Raw genomic sequence first — 21,725 nt, 5'->3', positions numbered from 1 at the left:
GCGTGGGGAGCGGATTCGCGCCGGGTGATCGCCGGAACGGGCCGGAAAGTCGCTGTGCGTCGACGAGCTGTCACGCCAGGATGTCATGGACGCGGACACGCCGCGTCGATGAGAGGAGCCGAGAGCCGTGATCCGTCTTCGGGCCGCCGCCCTGACCTTGGGCTGTACTGCCGCCGCACTGACCCTGACGATGTCCACCGCGCACGCCGCGCCCGGTGACACGACCAACGTCTGCGGCTCCACACTCACCCCGAGCGGGTTCGTCGACGTGCAGTGGTGGAACAGCTTCAGCTGCGGGTCCACGTTCAACCCGAACATGAAGCAGATCAAGCAGCTCACCGGCTACCCGGTGGGTACGGTGGTCAACGCGTGCTCGTCGACGCTGCCGCCGGCGGGGTGGGTGACGGTCAGCTCCTTCTACAGCTCCAGCTGCAACTACTCGGCCGTGCCCAGCTTCAACAACAACTCCTGGCAGCTGAAGCGCGTCTCCTGACGCACTGCCGCTACTCCTCGCGGACGGCCGCCACCGCCTCGCGGACCTCCGGGGCAGGGTCGTCGGCGAGCCCGTCCAGAGCACCTCGGCTACGCCCGGGGTGGACCAGCGGGCGAGGGCTCAGGCCAGTTCCTCGCGTGTGGGCGGCATCCGGGTGGCCGGCCAGCCGGATCCGGGCCGCACTCGCCGCCGAGCTCAGATGCACGAAGATCGCCATGGAGCGGCATGCTCGCGGCCTCCTCTCCCTGCCGGGGCAGGGGGAGGAGGTGACCGGCGAGGCCGCGGAGGCGTACCGGGAGGTGATCCGGCTGACCGCCAACGACGTCGAGCGGGCGGAACTCGAACGGCGGCTGGGCGCCCTGTCGGGCTGAGCGCGCCCGGCGCGCGCGGCCCGTGCCCCCGGCCGGCCTGGTCTCTCGACAGGTCAAGTCTCTCGATCATTGAGATATATGATGCGACCGACCGTCACCGGCCCCGGCACGAAGGGCGCTTCACGATGCTCACCGGCAGCCCCACCGCCCGGCGCCGAGCCCGGATGCTGATCCCACTCGCCCTGCTGCTCGTCTGGCTCGGCCTCGGCGGGGCGTTCGGCTCGTACGCGGGGAAGCTCTCCGAGGTCGCCACCAACGACCGGGCCGCCTTCCTGCCGCGCAGCGCCGAGTCCACCGAGGTGGCGCGGTTCGGGCAGGAGTTCCAGACGGCCGCCACGCTGCCGGTGATCGTGGTCTGGGAGAGCCACACCGGAGCCGTCGGCGACGCGCAGCGCGCCGCCGCCGAGCGGGCCCTGGGTGCGGCCGCCGGCGTCCCCGGCGCCACCGGGCGGGTGTCGCCCGCCGTGCCCGCCGGGGACGGCCGCGCCCTGCAGGGCGTCGTCCAGCTCCGTGCCGACCTCGGCCGGCAGACCGGCGACAGCGTCCGCGCGGTGCGCGAACTTGCCGCCCGGGTACCGGACACCACCGTCGGCCTGGCCGGCCCGGCGGCGGTCGCGGCCGACCTCGGCAGCGCCTTCGCCGGCATCGACGGACTGCTGCTCGGCGTCGCCCTCGGCGTGGTGCTGCTGATCCTGCTCGCCGTCTACCGGGCCGTGCTGCTGCCGCTGCTGGTCATCCTCGGCGCGGTCTTCGCGCTCGGGATCGCCTGCGCGCTGGTCTACCTGCTCGCCGGCCACGGCCTGGTCCGGGTGGACGGCCAGGTGCAGGGCCTGCTCTCGATCCTGGTGATCGGCGCGGCCACCGACTACGGGCTTCTGCTCTCCGCCCGCTTCCGGGAGGAACTGCACCTGCACGGCGACCGGTTCGCCGCGATGCGCACCGCCTGGCGGCAGTCGGTCGAGCCGATCGCCGCCTCCGGCGCGACCGTCGCCCTCGGGCTGCTCGTCCTGCTGCTCTCCGACCTGACCAACAACCGGGCGCTCGGGCCGGTCGGCGCGATCGGGATCGGCTGCGCGGTGCTCTCCGCGCTCACCTTCCTGCCGGCCGCGCTCGCCCTGCTCGGCCGCGCCGCCTACTGGCCGGCCCGGCCCGCCGCAGACGGGCGGGCCCCGGTGCACGCCGTCTGGGAGCGGGTGGCCGCGCTGGTCGGCCGCCGGCCGCGCGCCACCTGGGTGGCGAGCCTGGCGGTGCTCGCGGCGCTGGCCGCGTTCGCGCCCACCCTGGACTCCGGCGGCGTACCGCAGAGCGAACTGTTCATCAAGGCCCAGCCCTCGGCGGCCGGCCAGCGGCTGCTCTCGGCGCACTTCGCGGGCGGCTCGGGCAACCCGGCCGTCGTCCTCGCCGGGGCCGGGCAGGCCGAGGCGGTGGCCGCCGCGGCCGCCGTCCCCGGGACGGCCGGCGTCCGTCCGTACACCGGCGGGGCGCCGGGCGGTGTTCCGGGCGGTGTGCCGGGCGCTGCTCCCAGGGTGGTGGACGGGCGGGTCCGGCTGGACGTGACGCTCGCGGACCCGGCCGACAGTGACGAGGCCATCGCCACCGTGCAGCGCCTGCGGCAGGCCGTGCACGCGGTGCCGGGCGCGGACGCGCTGGTCGGCGGGTACACCGCGCAGCAGTACGATACCCGGGTCACGGCGGAGCGCGACCGGTCGCTCATCATGCCGGTGGTGCTGCTCTGCATCCTCGCCGTGCTCGTCCTGCTGCTGCGCTCGCTGTTGGCCCCCGTCCTGCTCGCCGCCACCGTCGCGCTCTCCTACCTGGCCACGCTCGGCGTCAGCGCGCTGGTCTTCCCGCACGTCTTCGGCTTCACCGCCACCGACCCCTCGGTGCCGCTGTACGGGTTCGTGTTCCTGGTCGCGCTGGGCGTGGACTACAACATCTTCCTGATGACCCGGGTGCGCGAGGAGGCGCAGCGGGTCGGCACCCGGGAGGGGGTGCTGCGCGGGCTGACCGCGACCGGCGGGGTGATCACCTCGGCCGGGGTGGTGCTCGCCGCGACCTTCGCCGCGCTCGGCGTGATCCCGCTCGCGTTCCTCGCCCAGATCGCCTTCATCGTGGCCTTCGGAGTGCTGCTGGACACCCTGCTGGTGCGGTCGCTGCTGGTGCCCGCGCTGGTCCGCGACCTCGGGGAGCGGGTCTGGTGGCCCGCCCGGCCGGCCTGGTTGACGGCCCGTCCGGCGGTGCCGGAGCAGGTCGGCGAGCGGGTCTGACGGCGCTTGGGGCTTGTCGGCGGGCGCCGTCGGCGCGCGCCGTGGGTGAGCGCCGCCCGTTAGGCTGAACGGGTCAGCACGCCGTACACGACCCGGAGCAGGTGACCTTGTCGGAGCAGGAGCCGAGCACGCCCACGACGACGCCGGCAGCGGCCGACACACCGGCGCTCGGGCGGCTCCTCCAGGACCTCGCCTCCGAGCTGCACCTGCTCGGCCACGGCTTCGCCGCCGCCAGCGGCCTGCACGCCACCGACGTCCAGGCGCTGCTGGCCGTCATGCGGGCGGCGCCCGGGCAGGGCGGCGGCCCCGGCGGGATCACCCCCGGCCGGCTGCGCGAGGAGCTGGCCCTCACGTCGGGCGCGGTCACCGCGGTGCTGGACCGGCTGGAGCGCGCCGGGCACATCCGGCGCACCCGGGACGCCGCCGACCGCCGGCAGGTGCTGGTGCACTACCTGCCGGGCGCCGGGCGGATGGCCGCCGAGTGGTTCGCGCCGGTCGCGCGGCGCACGGAGGCGGTGCGCGGCGAGTTCACGGCGGCGGAGCTGGCCGCGGTGGCCCGCTTCCTCGGCAGGCTCACCGGCGAGCTGGGGGAGCTGCGGCACTCGCGCTGACCGCGGCAGACGCGCTGACCGACGCACCTGTGCGGGCCGTGGCGCCCATACCGGCCGGGGCCCCGCACCGGCCGTGACCTCTATCGGTCGAGCCGGCGGGTGATCAGCGCGTCCAGGCCGTCGAGGATGCGCTCCAGGCCGAACTCCAGGGCCTGGTCGCGGCCGTCCTGCGCCGTCATCGCCGTCGCGAGCGCGGGGAAGCGGTCGGCGTGTTCCTGGACCAGCCCGCCGAGGAGGGTCAGCAGCTGCGACTCGGGCTCGCCGTCCGGCCCGGCGGCCCGGGCCTGCTCGGCGATGCCGCGGACGTGGCCGGCCAGCAGGACGGCGGCGTCCATCCGTTCGGGCCCGGTCAGCCCGTTGCCGTCCAGCGCGGCCACCACCCGCTCCAGCCAGGCGAGTTCCCGCGGGCCCATCACCCGGGGGCCGACGGTGGCGTCCAGCAGCCAGGGGTGCGCCCCGAAGGCCTGGGTCAACTGCGCCGACCAGTCGCGGAGTTGCTCGCGCCAGCCGGGCGTGCCGGAGGTCGCGGAGGGTTCGCCGACCGCCTCCTCGGCCATCAGCGCGACCAGCTCCGCCTTGCCCGGCACATACCGGTAGAGCGACATCTTCGTGTAGTCGAGCAGCCCGGCCACCCGCTGCATCGAGACGGCGCCGAGCCCCTCCGCGTCCGCGATCTCGATGCCCGCCCGGGCGATCCGCTCCAGGGTGAGCGCCGGCTTGGGTCCCCGGGTCGGCTTCGGGTGGGGGCCCCAGAGCAGCCGTGCCGTGTCGGCCGCCGCGCTGCCGGATCCGCTGCTCAATTCCCGCTCCCGTCCTGCTTCCGGCCGGCCCCTTGCCGAACCGGCCCAACTGTGTCTACCGTACACAGCAGCAATCAGTGTCCACTGGACACAGTTTCTGGAGGGCGGCGGACCCCGGCGCGTCCCCTCGGCTTCCGGCGGGCCCCCGGCGGATTTCATCGGATGGAGCGGTTCTCATGGGTACGAAGGTCCTCATCTCGGGTGCGAGCATCGCCGGCCCCGCGCTGGCCCACTGGCTGGGGCGGTACGGCTTCGAACCCACCGTCGTCGAGCTGGCCCCCGCCCTGCGCGGCGGCGGCCAGGCCGTCGACTTCCGCGGCGAGACCCACCTGACCGTGCTGGAGCGGATGGGCCTGCTGGACGAGCTGCGCCGGATCGGCACCGGCGGCAGCCCGATGAGCTTTGTCGACCGGCGCGGCCGTCAACTGCTGCACCTCCCGGCAGACTTCGCCGGCGGTGACGTCGAGGTGCCGCGCGGCGAGCTGGCTCAGGTGCTGTACCGGCACAGCCTGCCCACCACCGAGTACGTCTTCGGCGACTCGATCACCGCGCTGGAGGAGACGCCCGCCGGCGTCCGGGCGGAGTTCCGGTACGGCGCGCCGCGCGAGTTCGACCTGGTGATCGGCGCGGACGGGCTGCACTCCAACGTCCGCCGGCTCGCGTTCGGCCCCGAGCGGCGCCACGTCCGCCACCTCGGCTACTACGCGGCCACCTGGCAGCTGCCCAACGACCTGGGCCTGGCGCCCGGTTCGGTCGGCCTCAACGTGCCGGGCCGGCTCGCCGCCGTCGGCGCGGACCACCGGGACCCGGCCAGGGCCGGCGCCTTCTTCCTCTTCGCATCGCCCGAACTCGCCTACGACCGGCACGACATCGAGCAGCAGAAGACGCTGATCAGGGACGCCTTCGCCGGCCTCGGCTGGGAGGTGCCCCGGCTGCTGGAGAGCCTGCGCGAGGCCCCGGAGCTGTACTTCGACTCGATCAGCCGGGCGGACGTGCCGGTCTGGTCCGCCGGCCGGATCGCCCTGGTCGGCGACGCCGCCTGCGGCGCCACCATCGGCGGCATGGGCACCGGCACCGCCGTGGTCGGCGCGTACGTCCTGGCCGGCGAACTCGCCCGCGCCCACGGGGACCACCGCGCCGCCTTCACCCGGTACGAGAACGCCGTCCGCGGCTATGCCGAGGGCTGCCAGAAGGGCGGCGACCGCACCGGACCGTTCCTCGCCCCGAGGACGGCGGCCGGACTGCGGGTGCGCAACGGGTTGCTGGGGAGGCAGTGGATCCTCAACCGGATGCTGGAGCTGGGCAGGAAGGTCGGCAGCACCATCGAACTGCCCGACTACGAGGCCGAACCGGCGGCACGTTGACCGGCGCGGCCCCGGGTGCGCGGCCCCGGGTATGCGGCGATGCGTGCGCGGCGACGGGCGTCGGCGTGCTCACCGCATGGGCGTGATCCGGGTGCCGCCGTCCAGCACGGCCTCCACCGAGACGGTGGCCCGGGCCGGCCGTTCGACGGCGAGGGTGTGGTCGGGCGCGGGCCGGTCGGCCGTCCAGTCCGGGCCCCTGGCGGTGATCCGGGCGACCCGGCGGCTGCCCGCCGCCAGCAGGAACTCGGTGCCCTGGGGGGAGCGCCACCACGTCCAGCCGACGGTGTCCTGCTCGAACCGGCTGCACGCCCGCCCGGCCCCGCCCCCGGTGCGCTGCGGGCCGCGCGCGCCCGGCAGCAGTACGGCGGTCGCGGCGCTGCCCTCGCCGTTCCAGCGGTCGGCCCGCAGGCAGACCCAGGACGCCGCGCCCGCGTTCTGCGGCAGCTGCTGCACCGCGAACGCCCAGAGGTCGAGCTGCTTGACCCCCGGCGTGCCGTCCGGCACCGCGCAGCCGCCGCGTGCCCAGGCCTGGAGCGCGTCCGGAGTGACCGCCTCGTGGGGCTCGCGGTCCGGCTGGGTGCGGTCCGGCGGCGGGGTGTAGCTGAGATGGGCGGGGACGAGCCCGCCGAGGTCGGCCAGCAGGAAGGAATGCTTCTCGGCGATCACGGGGGAGGAGCGCAGCTGGAGCACGGTGGCGCCCCCGCAGTCCGCGAGCGGCCCGGGGGAGCTGGCGGCCGCCGGGGCGGCCGGTGCCGAGGCCGTCACCCCGTCCGCGCGGTCCAGCGGCTTGGCGGGAGCGTCCGGCTGGTCGATCCGGCGGGTGTCGGCCGCCTCGACCCAGGGGGCGAGCAGGTAGCGGGCGGAGGTGCCCTGGCGGCGCAGCACCACCGCGCCCGCCGTGGTGACGGAGGAGCCGTCGGCCCGGGCGAGGTCGAGGCCGCCGCCGCGCCCGTCGCTGTAGCGGGCCAGCCGCCCGCCGTCGTACAGCACCACCACGGCCGTGCCGTCGACCGTGCCGGCGAACAGCAGTTGCGGCGTACCGGTGGGCGGGGCGGTGTCGGTGCCGGGTTCGGCCCTGGTCTGCGGGCCGGGCCGGCCGGCCTGTGCCCAGGCGGTGAGCGCCCGGCCGAGCAGGGTGGTGTCGTCGCGGCGGTCGCCGCGGGCGGGCCAGGCGGAGAAGTCGAGCCGGGCGGTGTGCTGCCACTGGTCCGGCGCCACCCGGACCAGCCGGGCCGGGTCGGGCGCCGCCCCGGCCGGCGGTACGGGGAGCGGGTGGGCGGCGGGCGGGCCGCCGCTGCCGGCGGAAGAGCCGGACATCACGGCGGCCGTGGTGGTGAGCGCCAGCGCGACCACCGCGAGCGAGGTGCCGACGGTGCGGCGGCGGCGCAGCAGGTCGGTCGGCTGGACGCGGACGGCGCAGGGGTCGAAGGCGGGCAGCTCCGGCGCGGCGACGGGGAGCTCGGCCGCCCGGTCGACCGCCTGGTCCGGCTCGGCCGCCCCGGCCTCTCTCAGCACCTCGGCGGCGTGCCCGGGCGCCAGGCCCTCGACCGCCAGCAGCGCGAACGCCGCCCGCGCCGGCGCGTCCAGGCCGGCCAGCTCCCGGTCCAGCGCCGTGTCCTCCTCCCCGCCGCCCGGGGTGAACAGCCGCACCCCCCAGACCCGGGGCGCGAGCAGCCGGTCCGCGGGCCGCGGCCGCAGGGCGGCGGTCAGCACCCGCAGCCGGAGTGCGGCGTACACCGGGTCCTCGTCCGGGGCGGCAGGGGCGCCCGGGCCGGCCGGGGCGCCCGGGCGGCTCCAGCGCGAGGGCAGGGCGCGCTGCACGGCCGCGTGCGCGGCGAGGACCCGGCTGTGCCGGTCCCGGTCGGCGGGCAGGGCCAGGTACGCCAGCCGCACCAGCCGGCGGTAGTGGCGTACCAGCGCGGCCTCGGCCTGCGCCACCGGGCGCACGGAGGCGCCTTGCGGTGATGATCCGGCTGTCCGTCCTGCCAACGCGTCCTCCCCGGAGCCGTGCGTGGTCGTGGTGGACGGTCCAACGAGTCGATCATGTGATGGTTGCGCCGTCCGGGCAGGTCTTCGCGGCGCGGTGGCGGGGCCGGGGGAGCGGGGCCGTGAGGTGCGCGTTCGGCGAACCGGGCCGTTGGTCCCGGATCTTCAGCCCGTTGGCCCCTGGCGGTGTGCCTGGGCAGGAGCGATGCTCCAGGTACCCGGCCGGACGAGGGTCGTCCGGCCGACATCGTTCGCGGACGAGGTGAACCGGCGTGCGGCATGCCACCGTCGAATCTGTGATGACCAGCCCGGTGGTCCGGGTCGCGCCCGAGACCGGCTTTCGGGAGATCGTCGCGCTGCTGGCCGAGTACGACATCACCGGTGTGCCGGTGGTGGACGCGGACGGACGGCCGCTCGGCATCGTCTCGGAGGCGGACCTCCTGCTCACCCTGGCCGCCCAGGACGACCCGGGCAGCCTGCTGCCGGCCCCCGAACTGCCCCGGACCGGGCCGGGCGGTGCCGTCACCGCCGCCGATCTGATGACCGGCCCGGCGGTCTGCACCACGCCGGGCACCAGCGTGGTCGCGGCCGCGCGGCAGATGAGCCGGCACGGGGTGAAGCGGCTGCCGGTGCTGGACGCGGAGGGCCGGGTGTTCGGCATGGTCAGCCGGGGCGACCTGCTGCGGGTCTTCCTGCGCGAGGACCGGGTGATCCGGCGGGAGATCGTCGAGGAGGTGCTCGGCCGGATCGAGGGCGTCAGCCCCGCCGAGGTGGGCGTGGAGGTGGACCAGGGCCGGGTGGTGCTCAGCGGCACCGTCCCGGAGCCGCACCTCGTCCCGATCGTGCTGAACCTGTGCCGTTCGGTGGACGGCGTCGTCTCGGTCACCGACCGGCTCGGCAGCACCGGCACGGCGCCGGCCCCGGTCGGCTGACGGCTGCGGGCTTTCGGTCGCGGACCCGGAGGATCCGCTTCGCATACTGCGGAGTGTATCGGGTAAGTCACTCTGCGTACCGGTGGCATCGGGCCGCCGGTACCCAGGGGCACCGGGGAGGCGGCCGTGGCAGTCGTGTTCGATGCGGACTTCACTTCGACCAGGCAGTGGACGGCGGGCCGCAGCAGCGCCTATCCCCGGATGGGGCCGACCAACCGGGGCGACCACAAGCTCGACTTCCTCGGCCGCGCCCACTGCCCGGGCGGGGTGTTCACCGCCACCCGGCGGCACGGCGGGGAGCTGTGGACGTGCAGCCTGCTCACCACCGAGGGGAGCGCGGAGGGCTTCCAGGTCCGCACCGGCGACGTGATAGCCGCGCGGGTCACGCTCCCGGTCGAGCTGGGTGCCTGGCCGGCGATCTGGACCTGGCGGGACGGCGGCAACGAGGTGGACGTCTTCGAGTACCACCCCGACCACCCGGACCTGCTGGAGATCTCCAACCACGTCCGTGGCGGCTTCCGGTACTGGCACGGCGCCGCCGCCGGCATAGCCCCGGGCGCGACCTTCGACCTGCGCGCCGTGCTCGGGGCGTACTCGGTCGACTGGTTCGTCGGCGGCACGCTGGTGCATGCGGACCGGCGCGGGGTCGGGCCGGACTGGCACGCGTACCTGATCGTCAACATGTCGGTGGCGGACGGCACCTACCACGACCGCCCGCCTGCGGACGGGCCCGACCGGCTCAGCTGGATCTGCCACAGCCTGCGGGTCGAGCGCTGAGGGCGGGGGGCTTCGGCGGGGCCGTCCGGCTTCACGCCCCCGGCTTCAGGCGTCCGGCGGGAACATCGCGGTGATCAGGCCGCGCGGGCCGGAGCGCTGGAACCAGACCACCCGGCGGTGCCGGCCGATGAACGCGGGGTGCGTCACGTAGAGGTCGTCGCGCGGGGCCTGCTCGTTGCCGGGGGCGAGGGCGGCGTCACGCGCGTCGTCGGCGATGGCGCGCAGCAGCGCGTGTGCGGTCGCGGTGGCCGCGGACGGGGCGATGGCGAGGGCGGTGAGCTCGTCCCAGAGGCGGGTCGAGACGTAGGTGATCGGCGAGCGGCCGAGGGCCGGGTGCGGGTGACCGTCCTCGTACCGGCGCAGCACCCCGGCCGCGACGAGCCGCTCGCGGTCGTCCGCCGGCGGATGGTGGTCCATGGGTCGCAACGCTACCCCGGTGCGCCCGGCCGGCGGGGCGGGGGAGCATTTCCGGGCATTCTCAGACAATCCTCAGGTCCGCCCGGTCGTTTCCGGGCGCACGATGGTGGGTGGGGGTGCCGTGGTGGACGGGGCGCCGGCCACCACGACGGGCCCCGGGCGGGCCGGAAGAGGAGGTCGTCATGAGGCACTGGCACGGGCACGGGCACGGTCACGCCCTCAGTGGCTGGGGCCTGGGGCTGATGGCGATCGCGATGCTGCTGGTCCTGGCGGTGCTGGTGCTGGCCGTCGTCGCGCTGGTCCGCCATCTGTCGCGGACGCCGCGGGCGGTGCCGCCCGGCGCGTGGGGGCCGGGTGGGGTCGGTCCTGGCGGGGCGGCCGGGGTGCCGCCGGGGCGGGCGGCGCCGCCGACGGCGGAGCAGTTGCTCGCCGAGCGGTTCGCGCGCGGGGAGATCGATGCACAGGAGTACCGCCACCGGCTGGACACCCTGCGCGCCGCCGACGGGCCGGGGCCCGGTGCGGGGGGCGCGGGCTGAACGGGCGGAGGGCCGCCGCGTCGTCGCGCGGCGGCCCTCCGTCTTGTGCCGGGTGCTGTTACTCGACGACCAGCTCGACCGGGATGTTGCCGCGGGTGGCCCGGGAGTACGGGCAGACCTCGTGCGCCTGCTTGACGAGCAGCTCGCCGCTCTCGCCCGCGAGCGCGTCCGGCAGCTCGACGCGCAGGACGACCGCGAGGCCGAAGCCGGCGCCGTCCTTGCCGATGGAGACCTCGGCGGTGACCGAGATCTCGCCGGTGTCGACCCGCGCCTGCCGGCCGACCAGGCTCAGGGCGCTCGCGAAGCATGCCGCGTAGCCGGCGGCGAACAGCTGCTCGGGGTTGGTGCCCTGTCCGTTGCCGCCGAGGGCGGGCGGCATCGCCAGGGCGAGGTCCAGCTGTCCGTCGGAGCTGACGGTGCGGCCCTCCCGGCCGTTCGCGGTGGCCACTGCGGTGTAGAGCGCGTCCATGGGTCCGTTCCCTTCCGTCCTGCGTCGGTCGTGCTTCTGTCCTCGGCGGCCGGGTGGGCCGCCTTCCGGGTTCAAGTAGAGCACGCAATTCAATTGCGCACAACTGAATCGTGCATGCGGCCGGTACGATGGGGTTCATGGCCAAGCTCCCCGAGACCGTTCGCTCCGAGTCGACCGACGCGGACCTGCTCCGCGACGAGGAGCTGCTCCGCCTCGACCAGCAGATCTGCTTCTCGCTGAACGCCGCCTCGCGCGCCTTCGGTGGCGTCTACCGGGTACTGCTGAAGGACCTGGGCCTCACCTACCCCCAGTACCTGGTCATGCTGGTGCTCTGGGAGCACGGCGAACTGCCCGTGAAGCGGATCGGCGAGTACCTGCGGCTGGACTCCGGCACCCTCTCCCCGCTGTTCAAGCGGCTGGAGGCGGCCGGCCTGGTCCGCCGTGAGCGCAGCCCCGAGGACGAGCGGTCCGTCACCGTCGGCCTGACCGACGCCGGGCTGGCCCTGCGCGAACGGGCGGGTCAGGTGCCGCGCCGCCTCCTCGCCGCCACCAGCCTCCCGGTCGAGGACCTCGCCGCCCTGCGGTCCCTGCTGGACCGGGTCACGGGCGCGCTCGACTCGGCCGTCCTCGCGGGCGACGACGGCAGCTGACCCGGCGGAGCCGCGGCAACGCGCCTACCAGGCCGGGGCCGCAGGCCGGCTGGGACGCCGACGGCCTCGCCTGACCCGGCGGCATCACGGACCCGTACCTGCGGGGCCCGTCGCGCTGAGGTGTCAGTGCAGGTGGAGCTGCCAGTCGGCGGGCACCTTGCCGCGCGGTCCCGGCGTGGGCTGGGAGGTCGGGTGCGCGGCGGGCGGGGCGAGCTGCGGGCCTTCGTAGTACTGCTCGGTCTCGACGTTCCAGAACCACGCCTCGCCGGGTTCGAAGCTCGCGAGGAAGGGGTGCCCCGCCGCCCGGGCGTGCTTCGTCGCGTGCTGGGAGGGTGAGGAGTCGCAGCAGCCGATGTGGCCGCACGCGGTGCAGCGCCGCAGGTGCAGCCACCACCCCGGTCCGTCGTCCGCCAGGCACTCCACGCATCCGTCCCCGCTCGGCCGCGCCGCGGGGTCGATGCCCGGGATGTCGTCGTCGCTCATGTCGTACGCCTCCCTGGTGGGGCTGGGCCTCGGGTCCGGGCACTCCGGCGAGATCGGTACTCCCGCGATCCGGGGTACTCCGGCACCCCGGTGCCACGACGGTCCGGCGCCGGATGCACCGGGCCGCCCTTGCATCGTAACGGCGCGCGGAGCGGCCGGTGGACCCGTTCGGGTGCACCACTCCGAGCGCGGGTGCCGGGCCGGGAGGGTGCCGCGTCGAGCGGCCGGGCCGGTCCCTCCGGGGTGGTGGGGTGCGCCGTGGCCGGCTCCCGGAGGTCGGCGTTTTGGCATCGACAGTGGTTCGCAGTGTCCGGTACGGGCGATATGGGTCCACACTCTAGGGAAGAGCTTGTCGCCCGTCCGGCGGCAGGCCCGCACTCCTCTCCCGGAGGTACTTCATGTCCAGGATCAGTGACAGCGACTCCATGCCCACGCCGGACCACCTGCTCCACACCGGGGCCGAGCACCCCGTCGACCCCGAGGACATGGTCCGCGCCTCGGGGCGCGAGCCCACTCCCGCGCTGATCGAGAAGGCCCGCCAGGACCTCGCCAAGTACGGAGCCGCCGCGGTGGAGCGCCTGCTCCCCTGACCCGCCACCCGCGGGAATGCCGGCCACCCCCGAACGCCGGCACCCGCGCGAAGAGCCGGCGCCCCCAGAAGAGCCGGCACCCCCCCAGAAGGCCCCGCACCGGAGCGGGGCCTTCTGGCATGTCCGGGGGCTGTCGCCGCTGGAGCGTGAGGGCGAGTGGTGTCGCCTCCCAAGGGCCGCTTCTGACCTGCATATGCAGGTAATCGACATATCTCGGTTGATGGCTTATGGTTCCTCATGTGGCGGACCGTCAGCTACGGGCGTCGAGCGGCCCCGTGCCCGCCGACGCCCTGCTCGCCGACGTCCCGTGACCGCTGCTCCGGCGCGCCTACCGGCTCGCCGGCAGGCCACCGGGCCGGCCCGGCCGGTCGGGCGGACCGTCCACGACCAAGCGTGAAGTGACCATTCATCAGCTGCCTGCGTGTCGCCGGCACAGATCCGTGTTCCACGAGAGGAGCGCAGTGCACCACCGTTCCCGCGCGCCGAAGGTGTTCGGCGTCGGCATAACCGCCGCCCTGAGCCTCGCCCTGGCCGCGCCACCCGCCCTGGCCGGACCGGCCACGGACCCCGACCCCGTCCCCGGCCTGGTGGCCGGCCAGGGCACCGCCGCCCCGCAGCTGGTCACCGGCCTGGCCGAGCCGGCCTCCGGCAGCCCGGCCGACGCCGCCCGGGCCCATCTCGCGGCCCACCAGGACCGGTACCGGATCGACCCCGGGGAGCTGGCCGAGGTCGGCACCGAGCGCAGCTCCGACGGGCGACGCACCGTCAGGTTCCAGCAGCGCCACGGCGGCGTGCCGGTGCTCGGCGCGCAGTACCTCGTCCACCTCACCGGCGACGGCGCCGGGCAGAAGGTCGAGTCGGCCGGCGGCAAGTACTTCACCGGCCTCACCGCGCCGACCACCCCGGCCGTCCCGGCCGCGACGCTGCGCGACCTGGCGCTCGGCTCGCTCACGGACCTGCGCATCCGCGCCGGAGCCACCGCCGAGGACGCCGGCCTGGTGATTCTGCCCGGCGGCACCGGCCGGCTGGCCCGGCACTTCACCCTGCGCGGCACCGACCCGGCCGCCGGTGGTCGGCTGGTCCGCGAGGTCTTCGTGGATGCCACCGCCGGCGCGGTCGCCATGGCTTTCGACGCCCGCGCGCCGTACGAGGTCGGGGGCAGTGCGACGACCCGCGCCACGGCCGGCGCCGTCGAACCCGCCACCGGTACCGCCCCGGACGCTTTCGGTCGCACCGCCAAGGTGAACATCGGCCGCCTCCCGGACGGGAGTTACCAGCTCACCGACCTCACCCGGCCCGCCACCATCACCACCTACGACGCGGCCGGGCGGGACGCCGGGGACTTTCAGGGCAGCATCCCCGCCGACGCCCTCCCGGCCCACTCCCCGGGGCCGGACTTCCCGGCCGCCACCGGCAGCAGCGGTGCCACCGACGCCCACCTCAACGCCGCCACCGTGTACGACTTCTACCGCAACCGGCTCGGCCGGGACGGTCTGGACGGCAAGGGCGGGGCGATCACCTCGGTGGTCAATGTGACCGCCGGCGGTGATCCCTTCCCGAACGCCTACTGGGACGGGAAGAAGATGGTCTACGGCGCCGCCGACGCCAAGTACCAGCCGTTCTCCGTCGCGCTCGACATCGCCGGGCACGAGATGACCCACGGCGTCGTCCAGAACACCGCCAACCTGATCTACGCGGGGCAGGCCGGCGCGATGGACGAGGCGCTGGCCGACTACTTCGGCAACGCCATCGAGGCGACCGCCCGCGGCCTGTCGATGAACGACCCGAAGGCCGCGCTGCTCGGCGAGAGCAAGTGCCGCACCGGCACCCCGGAAGCCTGCGCGGACCGCCGGCTGGACGACCGCCGCACCACCGTGGACGACTACGTCGGCGCGGGGCGCGGGCTCGACGGCGGCGGGGTGCACCTCAACTCCACCATCTTCTCCGGCGCGTTGTGGGACATCCGGCGCACCCTCGACCCGCTCACCGCCGACCGGCTCGTCTACCGCGCGCTCGCCGACTACCTCACCCCGCTCGACGACTTCGTCGACGGGCGCAACGCGGTGCTCACCGCCGGGCGGGCGCTCAACCTCAGCCCGTCCCAGCTCCGTTCGGTGGCGAAGGCGTTCGACGCGCACGGCATCCGGGCCGGCTGGCAGTCCCGGCTCGGCCTGGACAGCCGTACGGTGCTGCGTGACGTGAACAGCATGCTCGCCGCGCCGGCCGCTGCCAACGGCCGCTGGGTGATGTCCAACAGCGATCCGGCGGGCAAGACCTTGCCCGCGCTGTACACCGGGTCCGTCACCGGCGGCGGTGCCCCGACCCGGCTCAGCCCGGACGACGGCCGCTACCACATCGCGGCCGCCACCGACGGCACGTCCGCCGCGTGGCAGGTCCAAGGACGCGACTCCGAGGGCAAGTGGGGGTCGGAGGTGCTGACCCGCTCGCTGTCCGGCGGCGAGATCCGCAGCCTGTTCCGCTCCGCGACCCAGCAGCCCAGCGAAGTCAGGGTCTCCGGCAACGACATCGCCTTCACGGTGACCGACTCCACCGGCCGGTCCCGCGTCCAGCTCTCCCACAACGGCGCCCCGGCGGTGGAACTCCCGCTGCCCGACGGTCACAACGTCTCGGGCCTCACCCTCAAGGACGGCACCCTCGGCTGGTCCGAGTACTGGACGGCCGGGGAGGAGCGCGTCAACGCGCCGACCGTCTACTCGATCGCCGCTGGCAAGGTCACCGCCCAGTATCTGCCGCAGGACCCGAAGGCGAGCATCTCCTCCACCGTGCTCGCGGGCGGACGGCTGCTCTGGGTGGAGACGCCCGGTGACCGGGCCAAGCGCAACTCGATCCGGTCCGGCGCCCCGGACGGATCCGGTGTGACCGATGTGCTGCCCGGCAACGCGCCGGATGCCGCGCCGAGCACCACCATCACCGCCTCCGACCGCGCCGTCACCTACGAGTCCCAGAGCAGCAAGCCGAGCACCGGCTGGTCCAACGCCGCGCTGCCCAAGCTCTGGCAGCTCCCGCTCAGCGGCGGCACCCCCGAGCGGCTCTCCTGCAACCGGGGCGGCCAGTACCAGGCCGCAGCGGACCAGGGCACCCGGGTGATCTGGCTGGACGCCACCACCGGCCGCACCGACCTGGTGGTCCGCGACCGCCCGGCCGGCTCCTGCTGACCCCTCCTGCTCCACGGCCCGGCCGGCCGCCGAACCCCTCGGCGGCCGGCCGGGCCCCGGCGGATCCGGGCCGCCCCCGCCGGTGCGCCGGGGGAGGGGGCGGAGGCGCGGCGGGGCGTCGTCGTGGCGGGCGCCAGCTCAGCGCCCGGTGCCGTCGCCCGTGCCGTTGAGCACGGTGTTGCCGGTCACCTGGCCGCTGTCGTCCAGGGTCACCAGGTGGCGCACGCCGTCCGGGCCGAGGACCACCACCGCCCAGGCGCTGCCGCCGCCCTGGCGGGCCACCTGCTTCAGCGACTCCACCCGGCCGCCGGGGACGGCACCCTGGGCCTTCTCCAGCGCGGCCGACGCGGCCAGCGAGGGCAGCGGGGCGGGCGCGACTCCACCGGGGCGGGCGCCGTCCTGCTGGTGCCGGCCGGTCTGCGGCTGCCCCTGCTGTCCCTTCCCCTGGCGGTCGTCCTGCCGGCCGCCGTCCCCGCGCCGCCCGTCCTGGCGCCCACCGTCCCGCTGCTCACCGTCCTGGTGCCGGCCACCGCGGTGCCCGCCGTCGTGGCCGCCCCGGCCGTGCCCGTCCGCCAGCTCCGTGATGTGGTGCTCACGGCCGTGCTCCTCGTGCGCCGCCGCGAGCGCCAGCCCGCCCGCACCGATCAGCGCGACCGCGGCCACCCCGGCGGCTATCCGGCGCTCCCTGCGGCCCGCCCACCGGCGGAACCGCTTCACCCGGCCCGCGTCCACCGCACGGGGCTGCCCGTACTCCGGCCCGTGCTCATGGTCCGGCCCGTCCCCGTGCTCCGGGCCGGGCAGGGGCGGGGTGGTCGACGACGTGGAGTCGGTCATCGGGCATCCTCTCGTGACTCGGCGCCCGGAACCGCCCGGGCCGCGCCCGGCGATCATGGCCGATCGTTCCTGAACCTGCGCTTAAGCCGCGTGCGGGCCGCAAACGCCCGCCTGGCACCCTGGACGGATGCACATACTCGTCGTCGAGGACGAACAGCGGATGGCCACGGCCCTGCGCCGGGGGCTGGAGGCCGACGGCCACACCGTCGACACCGCCCACAACGGCCCGCAGGGCCTCGACCTCGCCGGCCGGCACCCCTACGACGTGATCGTGCTGGACATCATGCTTCCCGGCCTCGACGGCTACCGGGTCTGCGCCCGGCTGCGAGCCGCGGGCTGCCGGGCCGGCATCCTGATGCTCACCGCCAAGGACGGCGAATGGGACGAGGCCGAGGCCCTCGACACCGGCGCCGACGACTTCCTCTCCAAGCCGTTCTCCTTCGTCGTCCTGCTCGCCCGGCTGCGGGCCCTGCACCGCCGCACCGACCGGCAGCGGCCCCGCCTGCACACCCTCGGCGACCTGGTCGTCGACGCCAACGCCCGCACCTGCAGCCGGGCCGGCAACCCCACCCACCTCACCGCCCGCGAGTTCGCGATCCTGGAACACCTCGCCGCCCGGGCCGGCACCGTCGTCTCCAAACGGGAGATCCTCGACCACGTCTGGGACCCGGACCACGACCCCGACCCCAGCATCGAGGTCCACATCCACGCCCTGCGCCGCAAGATCGACACCCCGTACGGGCGCTCCGCCCTGCAGACCATGCGCGGCGCCGGCTACCGGCTCGCCCCCGACGGCGGCTGACCGTGGCCCGGTCCGCCCTGCTGCGCGTTCTCCGCGTCCTGCCCGCCCGGTTCCGCCTTGCGTCCGCCCGATTCCGCGTTCCGTCCGCCCGGCGCAGCGTTGCGTCCGCCCCGCCCCGGGCCCTGCCCGCCTCGCTGCGGGCGCTGGTGCGGGCCGCCACCCCCAGGACGGTCCGGGCCCGCGCCACCGCCGCCGGCACCGTCCTCGGCACCGCCCTCGCCGTGGCCAGCGCGGGGCTGCTGGCCGTCCTGCACGCCAACCTGGTCGCCTCCGCCGCGGCCGGTACCCGCGAGCAGGCCGACTCCGTCGCCCAGCTCGCCGCCCAGGGCCGGCTCACCCCCGTCCTGCACCCGGGCCGCGGCACCGACTTCCTGCAGGCCTCGACGCCCACGGCACCGTCCTCGCCGCCAGCCCCGACCTGGCCGGACGGCCCGCACTCACCGTCTCCCGCCACAACGGCTCGCACACCACCGACTCCGTCGACCCGCTCCACGACCACCACCGCCAGCGGCTGACCGCCGTCACCACGGACACCCCCGCCGGCCCGGTCACCGTCTACGCCGGCACCTCGCTGCGCGCCGCCGACCAGGCCCAGGACACCACCGAGGCCGCGCTCGCCGTCGCCTGCCCGCTGCTCCTGCTCACCAGCGTCGTCGTCACCTGGCGGGTCACCGGCCAGGCGCTTCGCCCGGTCGAGGCGATCCGCGCCGAGGTCGAGGCCATCACCGACAAGGACCTGCACCGCAGGGTCCCCGAACCCGCCACCGCCGACGAGATCGCCCGCCTCGCCGCCACCATGAACGCCATGCTCGACCGGCTGGAGGCCTCCGGCCACCGCCAGCGGCAGTTCATCGCCGACGCCTCGCACGAACTGCGCAGCCCGCTCGCCGTGCTGCGCACCCAGCTGGAGGTCGCCCACGCCCACCCGGACGAGGCGGTCCGGGCGGAGCTGGTCCACGGCGCGCTGCTGGACACCGACCGTCTGCAGACGCTGGCCGGCGACCTGCTGCTGCTCGCCCGCCTCGACACCGCCACCGTCACCGCCGACCGGCCGCGGCAGCGCGTCGACCTCACCACCCTGGTCGCCGACGCCGTCCTCGGCCGGCCCACCGGCCCGCACCGGCGGACCACCGACCTCGCTCCGGACGTGCAGGTCGACGGCATCCCGCTCTGGCTCGGCCGGCTGCTGACCAACCTGCTCGACAACGCGGACCGGCACGCCGCCGCCACCGTCCACGTCCGCCTCACCACCGACCCGGCCCGGACGCTCGCCGTCCTCGCCGTCCAGGACGACGGCCCCGGCATCGCGCCGGCCGACCGCGAGCGCGTCTTCGAACGCTTCACCCGCCTCGACGACGCCCGCAGCCGCGACGAGGGCGGCAGTGGCCTCGGCCTGCCCATCGCCCGCGACATCGCCCGCCACCACGGCGGCACCCTGACCGTCACGGACACCCCCGCCGGCGCCACCCTGACCGCGACCTTCCCCCTCGCCTCCGGCGACTCCTGACCACCCGGCCTGACCACCCGGCCTGACGCTCGGACTTCCAGCGCGGACTTCCCGGGCCGACTTCCCGGACGGACGGCAGAGGTGGGACTCTTCGGGTATGGACCGGGAGCCCGAATACGGCGGGGCCGGACCTGCCGGTGCGCTCCAGGTCGCGCCGACGGCCCGTACGGCGGTGGCGTGGCTTCCGCCCGAGGAGCTGTGGCCGCCGATCCAGGACATCCGCTGGGAGCACGACCCGCAGGTCCGCAGGTGGCCGCCGCACGTCAACCTGCTGTTCGGGTTCGTACCGGAGTCCGACTTCCGGCGGGCGGCCCCGGCGGTCGCCGCCGCGGTGGCGGGGACGCAGCCGTTCACGGCCCGGCTGCACGGGGTGCGCAGCTTCCGGCACCGGGCGTACGCGACGGTCTGGCTCGACCCGGCCGCGGCCGGCGCGGCACCGTGGACGGCGCTGTACCAGCTGCTGCTGGAGCGGTTCCCGCGCTGCGGCGGCCGGCGCCCGGGGTTCACCCCGCATCTGTCCCTGGGCCGGAGCCGGGATCCGCAGGGCCTCGCCGCCGAGTGCGCCGCCCGGCTCGGGACCGCGTCCGCGCAGGTGCGGGAGGTGGTGCTGCTCTCCCGCCGCGGCGGCGACGATCCGATGCTGCCCCGCGCGAGCGTCGCCCTGGGCAGCGGCGAACTCCGCTGGGCACCCGACCCGTCCCCGCCCGGAAGCGGTTGAGCCGCACGCGGTTGAGCCGCACGTGCGACGCCGGCCGATCCGCCCGTTGTCCCACCGCACCAGGCCAGCACACGGTGGGTGCGGAGCCCTCTTCCCCTCCACCCGGAGCGAACCGGCCGAGGCGGCCCGCAGGATGCGGCGGAACGCCGGGTTTTCGCGGAGGCTGGGCGCAAGCGACAGGAGACGGCCATGGACAACACGCAGAAGCCCGGCGACGGGCAGGCGGCACGGTGGAACGGCCCCGGCGGCCGCGCCTGGGTCGAGGCCCAGGCCGTGCTGGACGGGCTGCTCAAGCCCCTGGAGGACGTGCTCGTGGGAGCGGTCTCCGTCGGAGCGGGCGACCGGGTGCTCGACGTCGGTTGCGGCACCGGCGGCACGACGGTGGTCCTCGCCCGGCTGGTCGGCGCGCAGGGCAGGTGTGTCGGCATCGACATCTCCGAGCCCATGGTCACCGCGGCCCGGGCGCGCGCCGGGCGGGAGGGCTCACAGGCCGGCTTCGTCCGCGCCGACGCCCAGGAGTACGCGTTCGAGCCCGCCGCCTTCGACGCGATCGTCTCCCGCTTCGGCGTCATGTTCTTCGACGACTCCGTCCGGGCCTTCGCGAACCTGCGGCGTGCCGCGCGGCGCGGCGCCGAGCTACGGTTCCTCTGCTGGCGCGGCGTCGAGGAGAACCCGTTCATGACGACGGCCGAGCGCGCCGCGGCGCCGCTCCTGCCGGACGTCCCCGCCCGCCGGCCGGACGAGCCGGGGCAGTTCGCCCTCGCGGATCCGGACCGGATCCACCACGTGCTGGGGGAGAGCGGCTGGGCGGGGATCGACCTCCGGCCGGTCGACGTGGTCTGCACCCTGCCCGAGCGGGAGCTGGTCCCGTACTTCACCCGGTTCGGACCGGTCGGTCTGGTCCTGCCCGGAGCCGACGAGCGGACCCGTGCCCAGGTCGTCGAAACGGTCCGCGCGGCCTTCGACCCCTTCGTGCACGGCCCCGAGGTCCGCTTCACCGCGGCCTGCTGGCTGGTCGGCGCCCGCGCGTAGCCCCCGACGTCCCGGGGTCCAGCCGCCGACGTCCCCCGCTCCGGCATTCCCCCGGCCCCTGCGCCGAAGCGCGCAGGGGCCGGGTCGTGGCCGCATCTCGGCCGGGTGCGGGCGGTCAGCCCATGGTCTTCGAGCCGTCCAGGGCCTCGCGGATGATGTCGGCGTGGCCGGCGTGCTGCGCGGTCTCGGCGCAGATGTGCAGCAGCACCCGCCGGGCCGACCAGCGCACGCCGGGCTCGAACCAGGGGGCCTTCGGCAGCGGGTGGGAGGCGTCCAGGTCGGGCAGGACGGCGATGAGCTCGTCGGTGCGGCGGGCCGTGTCGGCGTAGTCGGCCAGCACACCGGCGAGGGTCTCGCCGGGCAGCATCCGGAACTCGTCGGCCCGCCGTGCGAAGTCGGCCTCGGTCATGGCGCTGAAGTCGCCCAGCGCCGTCGGGCCTTCCAGGATGAAGTCGACCCATCCGCGCTCGACCGAGCTGACGTGCTTGATCAGGCCGCCCAGGCAGAGCTCGCTGGCGGTGGTGCGGAGTCCGGCCTGCTCGTCGGTGAGGTCGCGGGTGGTGACGCGCAGGAAGTGCCGGTGCTTGCCCAGCACCGCCAGCAGGTCGGCGCGCTCCCCGCCGGCCGCGGCGCCGGCCTGCTCGGGGGTGGTCTGCTCGGTGCCGGTCGTGGTGTCGGTCATGGTCTCCGCCTTCGTAGGTCATGTTTTCCTGGCCGAGAACTACGATAGGGGCCATGTGGGTCAGATCATGTCCTAGTTGACAGAAGATCAGGAGAACGTCGCCTGCCGCAGTCCGACCGTCCGGCGCACCGTCTCCAGTCCTGGATGAGCTCGTATCCGCCTCCGCCTTCGTAGTGACCCAGGTACGGGGCCGTGACCACCGGGTCGGCTGGGCTGGTCCGCTCGCCG

The 21,725-nt window shown here is 75.4% G+C and carries 25 protein-coding genes and 1 pseudogene; 17 read left to right on the top strand and 9 right to left on the bottom strand.

All coding sequences use genetic code 11. The features are described from left to right. Positions 1-127 precede the first annotated feature (127 nt). Positions 128-493: a hypothetical protein gene (locus tag ACZ6NC_RS05290; RefSeq protein ID WP_465729177.1), complete on the top strand. Its 366-nt coding sequence runs from the start codon at positions 128-130 to the stop codon at positions 491-493. 10 nt (positions 494-503) lie between these two features. On the opposite strand, the gene ACZ6NC_RS05285 is transcribed toward ACZ6NC_RS05290, so the two are convergent. Then, complete coding sequence (locus ACZ6NC_RS05285; protein ID WP_465729175.1) at positions 504-710, bottom strand: hypothetical protein; 207 nt, start codon at positions 708-710, stop codon at positions 504-506. On the opposite strand from ACZ6NC_RS05285, the gene ACZ6NC_RS05280 reads away from it, so the two are divergent. The 3 genes from ACZ6NC_RS05280 to ACZ6NC_RS05270 all read left to right on the top strand — a co-directional run bounded on the left by ACZ6NC_RS05280 (position 709) and on the right by ACZ6NC_RS05270 (position 3,742). Then, entirely contained in the window at positions 709-864 is a 156-nt protein-coding gene (locus ACZ6NC_RS05280; RefSeq protein ID WP_465729173.1) for a hypothetical protein, read from the top strand. The genes ACZ6NC_RS05285 and ACZ6NC_RS05280 overlap by 2 nt on opposite strands. Positions 865-989: 125 nt before the next feature. Beyond that, positions 990-3,131, top strand: coding sequence for an MMPL family transporter (locus ACZ6NC_RS05275; RefSeq protein ID WP_465729171.1), 2,142 nt, complete (start codon positions 990-992; stop codon positions 3,129-3,131). 101 nt (positions 3,132-3,232) lie between these two features. Then, positions 3,233-3,742: a MarR family transcriptional regulator gene (locus ACZ6NC_RS05270; protein WP_465729169.1), complete on the top strand. Its 510-nt coding sequence runs from the start codon at positions 3,233-3,235 to the stop codon at positions 3,740-3,742. Positions 3,743-3,822: 80 nt separating this feature from the next. Here the strand turns inward: ACZ6NC_RS05270 and ACZ6NC_RS05265 are convergent, their stop codons facing one another. Then, positions 3,823-4,542 (bottom strand): TetR/AcrR family transcriptional regulator C-terminal domain-containing protein, encoded by a 720-nt coding sequence (locus ACZ6NC_RS05265; RefSeq protein WP_465729167.1) that lies wholly within the window; start codon positions 4,540-4,542, stop codon positions 3,823-3,825. A 176-nt stretch (positions 4,543-4,718) separates the two neighbouring features. Between ACZ6NC_RS05265 and ACZ6NC_RS05260 the strand changes: the two genes are divergently transcribed. Further along, a complete protein-coding gene (locus ACZ6NC_RS05260; RefSeq protein ID WP_465729165.1) occupies positions 4,719-5,906 on the top strand; it encodes an FAD-dependent monooxygenase in 1,188 nt (395 codons plus the stop codon). A gap of 69 nt (positions 5,907-5,975) precedes the next feature. Here the strand turns inward: ACZ6NC_RS05260 and ACZ6NC_RS05255 are convergent, their stop codons facing one another. After that, positions 5,976-7,853, bottom strand: coding sequence for a hypothetical protein (locus ACZ6NC_RS05255; protein ID WP_465729163.1), 1,878 nt, complete (start codon positions 7,851-7,853; stop codon positions 5,976-5,978). A gap of 311 nt (positions 7,854-8,164) precedes the next feature. On the opposite strand from ACZ6NC_RS05255, the gene ACZ6NC_RS05250 reads away from it, so the two are divergent. Together ACZ6NC_RS05250 and ACZ6NC_RS05245 are read left to right on the top strand one after the other, a co-directional pair. Beyond that, positions 8,165-8,824 (top strand): CBS domain-containing protein, encoded by a 660-nt coding sequence (locus ACZ6NC_RS05250; protein ID WP_465729161.1) that lies wholly within the window; start codon positions 8,165-8,167, stop codon positions 8,822-8,824. A 126-nt stretch (positions 8,825-8,950) separates the two neighbouring features. Beyond that, on the top strand, positions 8,951-9,601 hold the full coding sequence (locus ACZ6NC_RS05245) for a LamG domain-containing protein (protein WP_465729159.1): 651 nt from the start codon (positions 8,951-8,953) through the stop codon (positions 9,599-9,601). 45 nt (positions 9,602-9,646) lie between these two features. On the opposite strand, the gene ACZ6NC_RS05240 is transcribed toward ACZ6NC_RS05245, so the two are convergent. Beyond that, the gene (locus tag ACZ6NC_RS05240; protein WP_465729157.1) at positions 9,647-10,018 is read right to left on the bottom strand and encodes a hypothetical protein; all 372 of its coding nucleotides are present in this window, start codon (positions 10,016-10,018) and stop codon (positions 9,647-9,649) included. A 182-nt stretch (positions 10,019-10,200) separates the two neighbouring features. Between ACZ6NC_RS05240 and ACZ6NC_RS05235 the strand changes: the two genes are divergently transcribed. Further along, the gene (locus ACZ6NC_RS05235) at positions 10,201-10,554 is read left to right on the top strand and encodes an SHOCT domain-containing protein (RefSeq protein WP_465729155.1); all 354 of its coding nucleotides are present in this window, start codon (positions 10,201-10,203) and stop codon (positions 10,552-10,554) included. Between the two features lie 58 nt (positions 10,555-10,612). Here ACZ6NC_RS05235 and ACZ6NC_RS05230 read toward each other — a convergent pair whose 3' ends face one another. Next, positions 10,613-11,023 carry an organic hydroperoxide resistance protein gene (locus tag ACZ6NC_RS05230; RefSeq protein WP_465729153.1) on the bottom strand — a complete coding sequence of 137 codons (411 nt, stop codon included), beginning with the start codon at positions 11,021-11,023 and terminating at the stop codon, positions 10,613-10,615. Positions 11,024-11,160: 137 nt separating this feature from the next. On the opposite strand from ACZ6NC_RS05230, the gene ACZ6NC_RS05225 reads away from it, so the two are divergent. Further along, a complete protein-coding gene (locus ACZ6NC_RS05225; RefSeq protein ID WP_465729151.1) occupies positions 11,161-11,673 on the top strand; it encodes a MarR family winged helix-turn-helix transcriptional regulator in 513 nt (170 codons plus the stop codon). A 123-nt stretch (positions 11,674-11,796) separates the two neighbouring features. Here the strand turns inward: ACZ6NC_RS05225 and ACZ6NC_RS05220 are convergent, their stop codons facing one another. After that, positions 11,797-12,156: a UBP-type zinc finger domain-containing protein gene (locus tag ACZ6NC_RS05220; RefSeq protein ID WP_465729150.1), complete on the bottom strand. Its 360-nt coding sequence runs from the start codon at positions 12,154-12,156 to the stop codon at positions 11,797-11,799. Between the two features lie 398 nt (positions 12,157-12,554). On the opposite strand from ACZ6NC_RS05220, the gene ACZ6NC_RS05215 reads away from it, so the two are divergent. Together ACZ6NC_RS05215 and ACZ6NC_RS05210 are read left to right on the top strand one after the other, a co-directional pair. Continuing rightward, positions 12,555-12,746, top strand: coding sequence for a hypothetical protein (locus ACZ6NC_RS05215; protein WP_148640780.1), 192 nt, complete (start codon positions 12,555-12,557; stop codon positions 12,744-12,746). A 461-nt stretch (positions 12,747-13,207) separates the two neighbouring features. Continuing rightward, positions 13,208-15,922, top strand: coding sequence for a M4 family metallopeptidase (locus ACZ6NC_RS05210; protein WP_465729149.1), 2,715 nt, complete (start codon positions 13,208-13,210; stop codon positions 15,920-15,922). A 138-nt stretch (positions 15,923-16,060) separates the two neighbouring features. On the opposite strand, the gene ACZ6NC_RS05205 is transcribed toward ACZ6NC_RS05210, so the two are convergent. Continuing rightward, positions 16,061-16,756 (bottom strand): hypothetical protein, encoded by a 696-nt coding sequence (locus tag ACZ6NC_RS05205; RefSeq protein WP_465729147.1) that lies wholly within the window; start codon positions 16,754-16,756, stop codon positions 16,061-16,063. Positions 16,757-16,883: 127 nt separating this feature from the next. Between ACZ6NC_RS05205 and ACZ6NC_RS05200 the strand changes: the two genes are divergently transcribed. Together ACZ6NC_RS05200 and ACZ6NC_RS05195 are read left to right on the top strand one after the other, a co-directional pair. Further along, positions 16,884-17,558, top strand: coding sequence for a response regulator transcription factor (locus ACZ6NC_RS05200; protein WP_465729145.1), 675 nt, complete (start codon positions 16,884-16,886; stop codon positions 17,556-17,558). 2 nt (positions 17,559-17,560) lie between these two features. Then, positions 17,561-18,073 carry a hypothetical protein gene (locus ACZ6NC_RS05195; protein WP_465729143.1) on the top strand — a complete coding sequence of 171 codons (513 nt, stop codon included), beginning with the start codon at positions 17,561-17,563 and terminating at the stop codon, positions 18,071-18,073. 40 nt (positions 18,074-18,113) lie between these two features. Here ACZ6NC_RS05195 and ACZ6NC_RS05190 read toward each other — a convergent pair whose 3' ends face one another. Further along, on the bottom strand, positions 18,114-18,281 hold the full coding sequence (locus ACZ6NC_RS05190; RefSeq protein WP_465729141.1) for a hypothetical protein: 168 nt from the start codon (positions 18,279-18,281) through the stop codon (positions 18,114-18,116). Here ACZ6NC_RS05190 and ACZ6NC_RS05185 point away from each other — a divergent pair. The 4 genes and pseudogenes from ACZ6NC_RS05185 to ACZ6NC_RS05170 form a co-directional block, all read left to right on the top strand. Next, positions 18,259-18,324, top strand: a pseudogene (locus ACZ6NC_RS05185) (hypothetical protein); the annotation flags it as partial. The gene ACZ6NC_RS05190 and the pseudogene ACZ6NC_RS05185 sit on opposite strands and share 23 nt — an antisense overlap. Positions 18,325-18,363: 39 nt before the next feature. Continuing rightward, a complete protein-coding gene (locus ACZ6NC_RS05180; protein WP_465729139.1) occupies positions 18,364-19,065 on the top strand; it encodes a sensor histidine kinase in 702 nt (233 codons plus the stop codon). A gap of 97 nt (positions 19,066-19,162) precedes the next feature. Then, positions 19,163-19,783, top strand: coding sequence for a 2'-5' RNA ligase family protein (locus ACZ6NC_RS05175; protein WP_465729137.1), 621 nt, complete (start codon positions 19,163-19,165; stop codon positions 19,781-19,783). A gap of 189 nt (positions 19,784-19,972) precedes the next feature. Beyond that, positions 19,973-20,815 carry a class I SAM-dependent methyltransferase gene (locus ACZ6NC_RS05170; protein ID WP_465729135.1) on the top strand — a complete coding sequence of 281 codons (843 nt, stop codon included), beginning with the start codon at positions 19,973-19,975 and terminating at the stop codon, positions 20,813-20,815. Positions 20,816-20,930: 115 nt separating this feature from the next. Here ACZ6NC_RS05170 and ACZ6NC_RS05165 read toward each other — a convergent pair whose 3' ends face one another. Then, the gene (locus ACZ6NC_RS05165) at positions 20,931-21,497 is read right to left on the bottom strand and encodes a DinB family protein (RefSeq protein WP_465729133.1); all 567 of its coding nucleotides are present in this window, start codon (positions 21,495-21,497) and stop codon (positions 20,931-20,933) included. Between the last annotated feature and the right edge of the window lie 228 nt (positions 21,498-21,725).

This window comes from Kitasatospora sp. NPDC041988 (assembly GCF_055588525.1).
This window is presented reverse-complemented; position numbering and strand designations above follow the sequence as displayed.